9 protein-coding genes are annotated in these 12,339 nt (G+C 67.2%); 7 read left to right on the forward strand and 2 right to left on the reverse strand.

Annotated elements, in window-relative coordinates:
• Positions 1-38 precede the first annotated feature (38 nt).
• Positions 39-533, reverse strand: a complete 495-nt coding sequence (locus CRT60_RS19280) for a MarR family transcriptional regulator (protein ID WP_098738165.1) — start codon at positions 531-533, stop codon at positions 39-41.
• Between the two features lie 240 nt (positions 534-773).
• On the opposite strand from CRT60_RS19280, the gene CRT60_RS19285 reads away from it, so the two are divergent.
• Together CRT60_RS19285 and CRT60_RS36225 are read left to right on the forward strand one after the other, a co-directional pair.
• Positions 774-1,472 (forward strand): HAD family hydrolase, encoded by a 699-nt coding sequence (locus tag CRT60_RS19285; RefSeq protein WP_098738166.1) that lies wholly within the window; start codon positions 774-776, stop codon positions 1,470-1,472.
• Positions 1,473-1,708: 236 nt separating this feature from the next.
• Positions 1,709-1,879: a hypothetical protein gene (locus CRT60_RS36225; protein ID WP_161958093.1), complete on the forward strand. Its 171-nt coding sequence runs from the start codon at positions 1,709-1,711 to the stop codon at positions 1,877-1,879.
• 290 nt (positions 1,880-2,169) lie between these two features.
• On the opposite strand, the gene CRT60_RS19290 is transcribed toward CRT60_RS36225, so the two are convergent.
• Positions 2,170-3,453: an MFS transporter gene (locus tag CRT60_RS19290; protein ID WP_098738167.1), complete on the reverse strand. Its 1,284-nt coding sequence runs from the start codon at positions 3,451-3,453 to the stop codon at positions 2,170-2,172.
• 787 nt (positions 3,454-4,240) lie between these two features.
• On the opposite strand from CRT60_RS19290, the gene nifJ reads away from it, so the two are divergent.
• The 5 genes from nifJ (at position 4,241) to CRT60_RS19315 (ending at position 12,257) form a co-directional block, all read left to right on the forward strand.
• Positions 4,241-7,840, forward strand: a complete 3,600-nt coding sequence (gene nifJ / locus CRT60_RS19295) for a pyruvate:ferredoxin (flavodoxin) oxidoreductase (protein WP_425290412.1) — start codon at positions 4,241-4,243, stop codon at positions 7,838-7,840.
• 183 nt (positions 7,841-8,023) lie between these two features.
• Entirely contained in the window at positions 8,024-9,529 is a 1,506-nt protein-coding gene (locus tag CRT60_RS19300) for a tagaturonate reductase (RefSeq protein WP_098738169.1), read from the forward strand.
• Between the two features lie 66 nt (positions 9,530-9,595).
• Positions 9,596-9,922 (forward strand): hypothetical protein, encoded by a 327-nt coding sequence (locus tag CRT60_RS19305; protein ID WP_098738738.1) that lies wholly within the window; start codon positions 9,596-9,598, stop codon positions 9,920-9,922.
• 33 nt (positions 9,923-9,955) lie between these two features.
• Positions 9,956-11,035: a LacI family DNA-binding transcriptional regulator gene (locus tag CRT60_RS19310; RefSeq protein WP_098738170.1), complete on the forward strand. Its 1,080-nt coding sequence runs from the start codon at positions 9,956-9,958 to the stop codon at positions 11,033-11,035.
• Positions 11,036-11,138: 103 nt separating this feature from the next.
• Positions 11,139-12,257: a serine hydrolase domain-containing protein gene (locus tag CRT60_RS19315; RefSeq protein ID WP_244592623.1), complete on the forward strand. Its 1,119-nt coding sequence runs from the start codon at positions 11,139-11,141 to the stop codon at positions 12,255-12,257.
• Positions 12,258-12,339 lie beyond the last annotated feature (82 nt).

Below are 12,339 nucleotides of genomic sequence, written 5' to 3' on the forward strand. Positions count from 1 at the left end.
GAAATGGCGGGGCGGAGCGGGAGGAGCGGCAGGCCGGGTCAGGCGTCCGGCGTGCCGTTCGCCTTCTCCCCTCCGGCTTCGCCGTCGCCGCTGTCCGTCTGCATGTGGGTTATGATCCGCTTCATCAGCCGCCCCAGCATCGCCCGTTCGTTGGCTGCCATGGCGGCGATGGGCGGGCTCAGCGACTGGCGCAAAGGGTCGCGCCCCAGCAGGAGCCTGCCGTCGTCGGTCAGATCGAACAGCCAGCCGCGCTTGAATCCGGGGTGCGGGCGTCGGGTCAGCAGCCCCTTGTCCACCAGGGTGGAAACGGTGCGCGACACCGGTGCCAAATGGATTTTCTGGAACCGCGCCAGCGCGGTCAGGGTGCGCGCCGGCTCCGGCGCATCGTGGAAATAGCGCAACGCCACCCATTGGGCCGGGAAAAGCCCATCGGTGAAGCTGATGCCATAGACAAGCCGGCTGACCTGGTCCAGCAATGTGACCAGATCCTCGTCGGTCGACGGGTTGTCGCCATCCTCCGGCCTTTCCGACACGCGCTTCTCTCCCTCCCGACACTGCACCGAACCAACCGGCGGCAAGCTTGGCGGTGGACTGTAGCGAAGTCAACGCGCCAGCGGAAGCGGCAGTCTTCGCGTCTGCGTGGTGAAAGTGCCGCGATGATTCGCGTGGATTATCGTTGAGGGAAATCCATTGCCGTCCGCGGCAAAGGCTTGGCGAAAGCAGCCGGCCCGCCCCATCTGTGGTCCAACCACCACAAACCGCGGATACTGGACATGACCGGCACCCCCCGTGTGACCAACGCCTTTCTGTTCGACCTCGACGGCACGCTGACCGACACGGTCTACCAGCATGTGCTGGCCTGGAAGGAGGCATTGGACGAGGAGGGCATCGCCCTGTCGGTCTGGCGCATCCACCGCAAGATCGGCATGAGCGGCGGGCTGTTCACCAACATGCTGCTGCGTGAAACCGGTCTCGGCGCCGACCAGGCTCTTCTCGACCGGCTGCGCCACCGCCATGCGCAGGCTTACAGGCGGCTGGCTCCCGGCGTGGTTCCGCTGCCGGGTGCCCGCGAGCTGCTGGACACGCTGACGGAGCTGAACATCCCCTGGGCCATCGCCACCAGCGGCCGGATGGAGACGGCGCGGCCGGCGCTGGAGAAGCTGGGCGTCGATCCCTTGAAGGCCGCGGTCATCACCCGTGACGAGGTCGAATATGCCAAGCCCGACCCCGACCTGTTCCTGGCCGCCGCCGCGCGCATCGGCGTGGACATCGCCAGCGCCTTCGTGGTCGGCGACAGCATCTGGGACATGATCGCCGCCAAGCGGGCGCGGGCGCTGGGGATCGGTCTGCTGTCCGGCGGCTATGGCCGGGAGGAGCTGGAACGCTCCGGCGCGCTGCGCGTCTATGAGGACCCGGCCGATATGCTGGATCATCTGGATGAAGTCGGTGGGCGCCGCGGGCTGGCTCAGTAAAACGACGTTACAGGAAAGTATCCGGCCCGCCGGTGCAGTCGGAGCGCTGCGAGCTGTCGCCGTATTACGGATCATGCACAGTCACAGCGCTGTGATGCAGTGCAACATGATCATGAAGGACATGCGGTAACGGTGCGTTTCACAATGGCGGGCCGGTGGCAGCATGGGTTTGCCGATGATGGTGACGCCGCTTCCCGACGCCCCGATCATCGAAACCCCGGATCAGGAGCAGCCGCATGCCCGCCCATCACGTCACTGGCCGCCACACCGTCGCCCGCGCCCTGGTCGCCTCGGCCTTCGCGCTGGCTTCGCTGCTGTCCGTCGCCGCCGCGGCGTCTGTCGCCGCCACCCCGGAACGCCCGGTTCCTGCGACCGCCATCGACAGCCAGTCCTTCCTGTTCAACTGACCACCGTCTCCAGACCAGGCGTTCTCTGATCGGATGGGCAAAAAAAAGCCGCCGGAAAAACCAGCGGCTTTGAAGTCCGAGAGGAACGTCCAACAAGTTGTGCCGGGTCAACCCACGGCGCATCCAGCGGTACAGGACTAATATATTAATATCTCATCGGTCTGGCAAGCGGCATTCCTTCTTACGCTCGTATTTTTTATCCAGTACCGCCGGAACGGAAACGCCCCCCAGCGGTGAGCCGGGGGGCGTCTCGATCACAGTGAAGGGGCGTTTCAGGGACGGGCGGACCGTCAGTCGGCGCCGGCCGTGGCGTTCGGGACGGCAGCGGCGGACTTCGGACCGCGCTGGCCCAGCACCAGGGCGATGATGGCGAAGGCGGCCAGATCGAACACGGTCAGGCAGGCGAACAGCGGCTCGTACCCGATGGTGGTGGCGAGCTGGCCGATCATCAGCGAGAAGATCATGCCGCCCATGTAGCCGGCCATGCCGCCGAAACCGGTCGCCGTGGCGACGTCCTGCTTTTCGAAGGTGTCGGTGACCAGGGCATAGAGCAGGCTCGACAGCATCTGGTGGGCGAAGGCGCCGAGGGAGAACAGGAAGATCGCGGCGATCGGGCTGACGGTGAAGCTGATCAGCGCCGGGCCGATCATGCAGACCGCACCCACGCCGACGCCGGCGATGCGGGAATTGACCAGCGACATCTTGAAGCGCTTCACGAAGAAGGGCGACAGGTAACCGCTGAGGACACAGCCGATGTCACCGGCCAGGAACGGCAGCCAGGCGAACAGGGCGAACTGCTTGATGTCCATGCCGCGGGTGGAGACCATGTACAGCGGGATCCAGAAGCTGAAGGTCTGCCAGGCCGGCTCGGTCAGGAAACGGGCGGCGGCGATGCTCCAGAACTTGCCCTTGCCGAGCACGCGCTTCATCGACGGCTTCGGCAGCTCGACCTGCTCCTGGCCGTCCAGGATGTAGGCGTGCTCTTCCTTGGTCAGGCGCGGATGGTTTTCCGGGTTGCGATACAGCATGTACCACAGGGCCGACATGCCGACGCCCAGCAGACCGGTGACGAGGAAGGCTTCCTGCCAGCCATAGGTCAGCGACAGCCAGATGACGAAGGGCGGGGCGATCATCGCGCCGATGGAGCTGCCGGTGTTGAACCAGCCGGTGGCGATGGAGCGTTCCTTGGCCGGGAACCATAGGGTGGAGGTCTTGACTCCCGACGGCATGGCCGCCGCTTCGCTGACGCCCAGCAGGCCGCGGAAGAAGGCCATCGACTGCCAGCTGCCGGCCAGTGCGTGCATGGCGGCGGCGATGCCCCAGACGCCGGCGAACATCGCGTAACCCAGCTTCAGCCCGATAAGGTCGGTGATGTAGCCGGCGACCGGCTGCATCAGGCTGTAGCAGAGCTGGAAGGCGCTGACGATGAAGGAATACTGCTCGGTCGTGAAGTGGAGCTGTTCCTTGAGCGTCGGCGCCAGGATGCCCAGAGTGTTGCGGTCGATGTAGTTGACCACAGTGCCCAGCATCATCAGGGCAAGGATTTGCCACCGCAAACCACGGATCTTGTTCATCTTTTCCTCACATGCCTGCCACGGCAGGCGCCGGTGAGCACGTACAGGCCCTTCAGGCGGCGATCCTCGGGCGGGATGCCTGGCCGGCGGGTGTTCGGTGCCGGGCGAATGGGTCGCTTCCGCTCTGCTTCAAGAGGGGCGGGAGCATCGCTGACGGAGTTATATTAATATATCAGTGTTGGGTGCAAGCGGTTTTCCGGTGCCGCCTTCGGCTCTTGCGAAAATGTCGCAGTCCAATGATGCGGAGCGCTGATTTCTTCGCAGTCGCAGCATAAACCCGCCCGTTACCCGAGAGCGGTTACTTGCTGCGATGCAATATCATTGAAGGTTGAAAGGCCTGTTTTGCTGTTCGGATTTTAAAGGCGGCCCGGTTTGTCCGGTTCATCCGCCCGTAGGAAGCCACAGCATCGGCTCGCGATAAATGACCTGGATCAATGGCCTATGCGCCGTTTCCGTCCCGCCGGCCATGAGGGGACGGCCGCCATGCCGCCGCCATCTCCGCGGAAATGCTCGGACTTTGTCCATTGCTGCAGTGCGACAATCTGGGCCCTTCCTTGCAAAAGTAATATATCAGATAGTTGTGCAGCGCAGAGCAGCGGCGCCCGGAAATTCCGCTCCGGACTGACCGGCGTCAATGTGTCCGACCCGCTTCGGACCGACCATTCGCCTTGGTCGACCGCCGTTTTCTGCCGCACCCAGCGCCGGCTTTTGAAAGACCCGCCGGCCCCGTCATCGAAGACGCCCCCCTCGGGAGACGACTGTCGCCAGCACAAAGGATTTTTCCGGCATGACCCAAAGCCCGACCTCCACCGCCCCCATCAGGCTCGCCCCTTCCACCCCGGCCATGGCCCCCAGGATGGCCCGCATCATGGATGGCAACGAGGCGGCGGCCTCGGTGGCCTACCGCGCCAGCGACGTCATTGCGATCTACCCGATCACACCGTCCTCGCCGATGGGGGAATTCGCCGACGAATGGTCGGCGGCGCGCCGCCCCAACCTGTGGGGCAGCGTGCCGCAGGTGGTGGAGATGCAGTCGGAGGGCGGTGCGGCCGGGGCGGTCCATGGCGCCTTGCAGGCCGGCGCGCTGGCGACGACCTTCACCGCGTCGCAGGGCCTGCTGCTGATGATTCCCAACATGTACAAGATCGCCGGAGAGCTGACGCCCTTCTGCATGCATGTCGCGGCGCGCACGCTGGCGACCCACGCGCTGTCGATCTTCGGCGACCATTCCGACGTGATGGCCTGCCGCCAGACCGGCTTCGCCATGCTGGCCTCGGCCAATGTGCAGGAGGCGCAGGATCTGGCGCTCGTCGCCCATGCGGCGACCTTGCGGGCGCGCGTGCCCTTCCTGCATTTCTTCGACGGCTTCCGCACCTCGCACGAGTTCAACTGCATCGAGCCTCTTGCCGACGACGACCTGCGCGCCCTGATCGACGACCGTTGCGTCGATGCCCACCGCCGCCGCGGCCTGACGCCGGACCATCCGGTCGTGCGCGGCACCGCGCAGAATCCCGACGTGTTCTTCCAGGCGCGCGAGGCCGCCAACCTCTGGTACGACGCCTGCCCGGCCATCGTGCAGGAGATGATGGACCGGCTCGCCGCCCGCACTGGCCGGGCCTACCGCCTATTCGATTATCACGGCCATCCGCAGGCGGAGCGGGTGGTGGTGGTCATGGGATCGGGTGCCGAGACCTGCAACGGCACGGTCGACCGGCTGCTGGAGCAGGGGGAGCGGGTCGGCTGCCTGACCGTCCGCCTGTTCCGTCCCTTCGCCATCGCCGATTTCGTGTCCGCCCTGCCGGCGACGGTGCGGCGCATCGCCGTGCTCGACCGTACCAAGGAGCCCGGCGCTGTCGCCGATCCGCTCTATCTCGACGTGGTCGCCGCCCTGGCCGAAGCCCGCGCCGCCGATCCGGCTGCCATCGATCCGGTGGTGATTGCCGGCCGCTACGGCCTGTCGTCCAAGGAATTCACCCCCGCCATGGCGAAGGCGGTGTTCGACGAGCTGGGCCGCGACCGTCCGAAGCGCCGCTTCACCGTCGGCATCACCGACGACGTCACCCACCACTCGATTTCCTGGAATGCGGACTGGGCCGTGGAGGAACCGGGCGTGTCGCGTGCCGTCTTCTTCGGCCTCGGCGCCGACGGCACGGTGGGCGCCAACAAGAACTCGCTGAAGATCATCCAGTCGCGCAGCGGCGGCCACGCCCAGGCCTATTTCGTCTATGACAGCCGGAAGTCCGGCTCGACCACCGTGTCGCACCTGCGCTTTTCCAAGGAACCGATCCGCGCGCCCTACCTGATCGGGCTGGCCCAGTTCGTCGCCTGCCACCATCTGCCGCTGATGGAGCGGGTGGAGGTGGCCGAGATGGCCGCCCCCGGCGCCACCCTCCTGCTGAACGCCCCCGGCACGCCGCAACAGGTGTGGGACGCCTTGCCGGCCGAGGTCCAGCGGCTCTGCATCGAGCGCAGGCTGTCCCTGCACGCCATCGATGCCGGCGCCGTCGCGCGGGAGGTCGGGCTCGGCCGCCGCGTCAACACCATCATGCAGACCTGCTTCTTCGCCCTGTCGAACGTCATGCCGGTCGAGGACGCCATCGCCGAGATCAAGGCGGCGATTGCCAAGACCTATTCCCGCCGCGGCGATGAGGTGGTGGCGCGCAACATCGCCGCCGTCGATCAGGCGCTGACCCACCTGCATCCCGTCCCGGTGCCCGACCATGTCACCGCCGACCATGTCCGCCCGGCCCCTGTGCCGGAGACCGCTCCCGACTTCGTCAAGCGGGTCACGGGCATGATGATCGCCGGCCATGGCGACCGGCTGCCGGTCTCCGCCTTCCCGGTCGACGGCACATGGCCGACCGGCACCTCGAAATATGAGCACCGCAACATCGCGTCGGAGGCGCCGGGCTGGAACGCCGACCTCTGCATCGAATGCAACAAATGCGTGCTGGTTTGCCCGCATGCCGCTATCCGCGCCACCGTGGTGCCGGAGTCGGCGCTGGCCGGCGCCCCGGACGGTTTCGAGACCATCCCCTACAAGGGCCGCGAGTTCCCCGGCGGCCGTTACCGCCTGCAAGCCTCTCCTGCCGACTGCACCGGCTGCACGCTCTGCGTTGCCGCCTGTCCGGTGGAGGACAAGAGTGGTTCCGGCCGCAAGGCGCTGGAGATGCGCCCGATCCAGGCGCTGGCCGGCCAGCAGGAGGCCTTCGACTTCTTCCGCAACCTGCCCGCCATCCCGCGCGAGTCGGTTCCCGTCACCGTCAAGCACAGCCAGCTTCTGGAGCCGCTGTTCGAGTTCTCCGGCGCCTGCGCCGGCTGCGGCGAAACCCCCTACATCAAGATGCTGACCCAGCTGTTCGGCGACCGCATGGTGATGGCGAACGCCACCGGCTGCTCGTCGATCTATGGCGGCAACCTGCCGACCACGCCCTACACCACCGACGCCAGCGGCCACGGCCCGGCCTGGGCCAACTCGCTGTTCGAGGACAATGCGGAGTTCGGTCTCGGCCTGCGCGTCGCCATCGACGGAATGGCCGAACAGGCGCGCGACGCGCTGGCGCTGCTGTCGGCCCAACTGGAGCCCGGCCTCGTCACCGAACTGCTGGAGGCCGAACAGAACGACGCCGCCGGCATCGCCGCCCAGCGCACCCATGTCGCCACGCTGAGGACGCAGCTCGCCCCGCTGACGGACCCGCTGGCCCGCCGGCTGGAGCAGCTGGCCGACTATCTGGTCCGCAAATGCGTGTGGATCGTCGGCGGCGACGGCTGGGCCTACGACATCGGCTATGGCGGTCTCGACCATGCGCTGGCGTCGGGGCGCGACATCAACATCCTGGTGATGGACACGGAGGTCTATTCCAACACCGGCGGCCAGCAGTCCAAGGCGACGCCCATCGGCGCCTCGGCCAAGTTCGCCACCGCCGGCCGGTCGGCGGCCAAGAAGGATCTGGGGCTGATGGCGATGGCCTACGACCATGTCTATGTCGCCCGCACCGCCTTCGGCGCCCGCGACAGCCACACGCTTAACGCCCTGATGGAGGCCGAGGCCTACCGCGGCCCGTCGCTGGTGCTGGCCTACAGCCATTGCGTTGCCCACGGCTTCGAGCTGTCGCACGGGCTGGAGCATCAGAAGCTGGCGGTGGACAGCGGCCACTGGTCGCTCTACCGCCGCGACCCGCAGCGGCTGGCCGAGGGCAAGACCGCCCTGCAACTGGACAGCGGCGCCCCGTCGGCCGGTCTCGCCGCCTTCATGGCCGGCGAGTCCCGCTTCAGCGCGGTGGAGCGCGCCAATCCCGAGCGCTTCCACGCCCTGCTGGACGAAGCCGAGGCGGAGATCCGCCGCAAGCGCCACCTGTTCGAGCATATGGCGGGATTCAAGGAGTAGGCGGGACTCCTTCTCCACAGGGGGAGAGGACTTCTGACGAGTGTCGTCCTCTCCCCCACCACAATGCCGCACCCTTTTCCCCTTGCCCCGCCCATTAATATATTAGTATATTGAACCCATCGCCCGTGCTTGCTCTTCTGGCGCCGGGCCCGGATTTTCAGCTCCCCTTAAGGATGCCCAGTCATGCGTTCCCTGACCCGTGACCAGCTTGCCGGCGGCGCGTTCGACGTCGCTCACACCGACGGCGCTCCGACCCTGCCCGTGACCATTCTCCAGGTGGGCGACGGCAATTTCCTGCGCGGCTTCGTCGATTGGATGGTCGATGTCGCCAACGGGCAGGGGCTGACCAAAGCCGGTGTCGCCATCGCCCAGCCGCTGGACCAGGGCATCGCGCCGCTGCTGAAGGCGCAGGACAACCTCTACACTGTCCTGCTGCGCGGCATCGAGAACGGGCAGGAGGTCGAATCCCGCCGCGTCGTCTCCTGCGTGTCGGAGGCGCTGAACCCCTATGCCGACTGGGCGCGGATGGTCGAGCTGGCCGTGTCGCCGGCGCTGCGCTTCTTCGTCTCCAACACCACCGAGGCCGGCATCGCCGACCGTGAAGAAGCCTATGCGCCCGGCGCCTGCCCGGACAGCTTCCCGGCCAAGGTCGCGGCCCTGCTGCACGCCCGCTACACGGCGCTGGGCGGCAGCGCCGACAGCGGTCTGGTCTTCCTGCCCTGCGAGCTGATCGAGGCCAACGGCACCAACCTGAAGCGCATCGTCCTCGCCCATGCCAGGCGCTGGGGCCTGGAGGCCGGCTTCGCCGACTGGATCGAGACGCACAACCACTTCCTGAACACGCTGGTCGACCGCATCGTCCCCGGCTATCCGAAGGACGAGGCCGCGGCCCTCGGCGCCAAGTGGGGCTATGAGGACAGGCTGGCCGTCGCCGCCGAGCCGTTCCATGTCTGGGTGATCGAGGGGCCGGCCCATCTGGCGGACGAGCTGCCGCTGCACAAGGCCGGCCTGAACGTGGTGTGGACCGACGACCTGCAACCCTACCGCACCCGCAAGGTCCGCATCCTGAACGGTGCCCACACCGCCAGCGCGCTGGCCGCCTACTGCGCCGGGCTGGACACCGTCAAGTCGATGATGGACGACCCGACCGTGTCGGCCTACCTGAACACGGTCATGTTCGAGGAGATCGTCCCCTACGTGCCGCTGCCGGAGGCCGAGCGGCAGGATTACGCCCGCACCATCATGGAGCGCTTCGGCAACCCCTATATCCGGCACGAACTGATCTCGATCACGCTGAACTCGGTGTCGAAGTGGCAGGTGCGCGTCCTGCCCAGCCTGAAGGATGCGGTGGTCCGCAACGGCTCGGCCCCGGCCGGCCTGTCCTTCTCGCTGGCGGCGCTGCTGCGCTTCTACCGCGGCGAACTGTCCGGCGGCGCCTATGCCGGCACGCGCGAGGCCGGATCCTACCCGATCAGCGACAATGCCGAGGTAATCGCCGCCATGAGCGCCGCCTGGGCGGCCAACGGCAGCGATCCGAAGGCGCTGGCTGCCGCCACCCTGTCCGACGTCCGCCTGTGGAAGGAGGATCTGACCGCCGTCCCCGGTCTCGCCGCGCGGGTGGCCGACAGCCTCGCCGCCATCGAGGCGAAGGGCATGAAGGCCGCCATGGCCGATCTGGTCGCCGGCTGATCCGGCAGCTTTATTGTGGGAAAGCGGGGCGCGTCCATCGGGGCGCGCCCCGAAGGCATGACATCGATGACACCCCTTCTCAGCCGGCGCATCGCCGAACTGGAGCTTGACGCGGCCGTGCTGCGCCATCGCCTGTTGCATATCCCGCTCGCACTGCAAGAGGATTGCGGTCTGTGGGCAAGCCATAGGATCATCGGTCGTGAGGCGTTGAGCCTGTTCCGGGCGGTGCGTCAGGAGACGCGTGACAGCGGGGAGGATTGCGATTCGGAGCTTTGCCGGATCGAGGCCGCCTATCAGCTCGTTCACGACGCGATCCTGGCGCTGTCCGAACTGGCGCTCGCCGACCCGGACCATGGCGACATGGCCCATGCCGACCCGCCGACGCGGCACTGATGCGCCGCACCTGATGCGTGAGGAAGACCGACGATGCAGACGACCGAAACCAGGAAGCGGACACGCCGCGGCACCCAGCGGGTGACGATGACCGACGTGGCCACCGCCGCCGATGTGTCGGCCAGCACCGTCTCGCTCTATCTCCGCCGGCCGGAGGCGGTGTCCCGCCATCTCGCCGAACGCATCGCGCGGGTGATCGACGAGATGGGCTATGTGCCCAACCTGGTCGCCGGCAGCCTCGCCGCCGCGCGCAGCCGTACCGTCGGCGTCATCCTGCCGTCCATCCTGAACTCCTTCTTCGCCGAGACCTACAACACGCTCCAGGGCATGTTCCAGGCGGCGCATTACCAGACCCTGCTCGGCGTCAGCGAGTTCAGCCCGGAGGAGGAGGAAAGCCTGATCCGCGCGTTCCTCGCCTGGTCGCCGGCGGCGATGGTGGTGACCGGCTTCCACCACACCGAACGCACCCGCGCCATGCTGGCCTCCTGCGGCGTGCCGGTGGTGGAGATGTGGGACATGCCCGGCCACCCCGGCGAGGCGGTCAACATCAGCGTCGGCTTCTCGCATTTCGAGGTTGGCCGCATGCAGACCAGCCACCTCTACGACCAGGGCAGCCGCAAGGTTGCCTACATCGGCGCCGCCGCCCACCAGGATCTGCGCGTCCGCAGCCGCACCGACGGCTACGAGGCGGAGGTGATGCGCCGCGGCCTGCACGATCCCATCGACTTCACCGTTCCCGATGCGGCGACGACGGAAGTCGGGCGCTGGCTGATCGACGAGATCCTGACCCGGCATTCCGACATCGACGGCGTGGTCTGCTCCAACGACGCGCTGGCGCTGGGCGTGCTGTTCGAGGTCACCCGCCGCGACCTGAAGGTGCCGGACGATCTGGCGGTGGTGGGATTCGGCGACCTTCCCTTCAGCAGCTCCTGCCCGCCGCCGCTGACCACCGTCCGCCCGCCCCAGCGCGAGATCGGCCGCCTCAGCGCCACGCAGATCCTGGCGGCGCTCGACGGCGTCCGCGTCACGTCGAAGCACCACAATCTCGACTGCGAACTGGTGGTCCGCGGCAGCACCCGGCCGGTGGTAAAGGGGGCGGTTGAAAAGCGCTAGCGTCCGCGCCTTGCCGTTTTCCGATTGCGAGTCATACCCTCGATTCCGGTTATGGCTTTCGGCGTAATCCCGCCGGGCCGCTCAATGGACGGGGGCAGGGTGCATGCGGACGCAAGGACGGGACGATACCAGCCGCTATCCGAACCGTGCCGGGGGGCTGCGCCGGCTGATGCCGGGCTTGGCGCTGCTGCTGGCGCTTGCAATCCCAGGCTCCGGTGCCGTCGCCGCCAAGCCCGACCGGCTGCAACGGCTGCTCGACCGCTTCCTCGCCGATGAGGAACTGGATGGGGGCATCCTGCTGGTGTCGGGTCCGGACGGGCGGCGGGTGGTGGTGTCTGGCATCGCCGACCGCAAAGGCGGGCGGCCGGTGATGGAGGACACCCGCTTCTATGTCGCCTCCGTCGGCAAGATGGCGACCGCCGCCGCCGTGCTGCAACAGGTGGAGGAGGGGCTGCTCTCGCTCGACCAGCCGGTGCGGGAGCTGGCTTCCGACCTGCCGCTGGACAGGATCGCCAACGCCAACCGGGCGCGTCTGGTCCATCTGCTCGACCACAGCTCGGGCATTCCCGATTACATCACCGATGAGTATGAGGAAGACGAGGCGGCCAGGCCGGAACGGCTGCCGCGCGACGGCACCCTGCTCGCCTATGCTGCGGGGGAGAAGGCGACCGGTCCGGTCGGCGGGCATTACGAATACTCCAACAGCAACTATGTCCTGCTCGGCCACATCGCAGCGCGGCGCGACGGCGTTCCCTTCGCGCAGGTTCTGCGCAACCGGGTGCTGGAGCGGACCGGGATGGGCTCGACCAGCGTCGGCGCCGATCCGCGCGACCGCAGCCTCGCCCATGGCTACACCGAGGAGGGCGACGTCAGCCGGCGGTCCTGGGCGGCGACCACCGGCGACGGGCCGCTGGTCACCACCGCCGGCGATCTGGAGCGCTTCGTCTTCGCCCTGTTCCGCGACAACCGGCTGCTGGGGGCGGCAACGGTCCGTCGCATGCTGACCCCATCGGAGAATGAGGACGGGCAGGGGCTTGGCGTGGCGCTGTGGAAGGACCGCTGGGGACGCGGGGCCGGCCATGATGGGCGCTATGACGGGTTCGAGGCCGATGTCCGCTATTACCCCGGCCGCCGCACCGCGCTGATCTTCCTGACGAACGGCAACCAGCAGAGCGAGGATGCCCTGCTGGATGCGGTGGCCGAGGAGGTTTTCGGCCCCTGATCCGGGTGCAGTTGACGGACATTATTATCAATAGGATAGTAAATATAGAAAAACACAACTTATAAAGCAGGATGGACAGGCT

The sequence above is a fragment of the Azospirillum palustre genome, assembly GCF_002573965.1.
Taxonomy (GTDB): domain Bacteria; phylum Pseudomonadota; class Alphaproteobacteria; order Azospirillales; family Azospirillaceae; genus Azospirillum; species Azospirillum palustre.

What these genes read in the sequence shown, in the direction of transcription:
- CRT60_RS19305 (WP_098738738.1), top strand. Translation starts at nt 9,596, where the DNA reads ATGACACCCCTTCTCAGCCGGCGCATCGCCGAACTGGAGCTTGACGCG.
- CRT60_RS19300 (WP_098738169.1), top strand. Translation starts at nt 8,024, where the DNA reads ATGCGTTCCCTGACCCGTGACCAGCTTGCCGGCGGCGCGTTCGACGTC.
- CRT60_RS19290 (WP_098738167.1), bottom strand. Translation starts at nt 3,453, where the DNA reads ATGAACAAGATCCGTGGTTTGCGGTGGCAAATCCTTGCCCTGATGATG.
- CRT60_RS19315 (WP_244592623.1), top strand. Translation starts at nt 11,139, where the DNA reads ATGCGGACGCAAGGACGGGACGATACCAGCCGCTATCCGAACCGTGCC.
- CRT60_RS36225 (WP_161958093.1), top strand. Translation starts at nt 1,709, where the DNA reads ATGCCCGCCCATCACGTCACTGGCCGCCACACCGTCGCCCGCGCCCTG.
- CRT60_RS19310 (WP_098738170.1), top strand. Translation starts at nt 9,956, where the DNA reads ATGCAGACGACCGAAACCAGGAAGCGGACACGCCGCGGCACCCAGCGG.
- CRT60_RS19285 (WP_098738166.1), top strand. Translation starts at nt 774, where the DNA reads ATGACCGGCACCCCCCGTGTGACCAACGCCTTTCTGTTCGACCTCGAC.
- nifJ (WP_425290412.1), top strand. Translation starts at nt 4,241, where the DNA reads ATGACCCAAAGCCCGACCTCCACCGCCCCCATCAGGCTCGCCCCTTCC.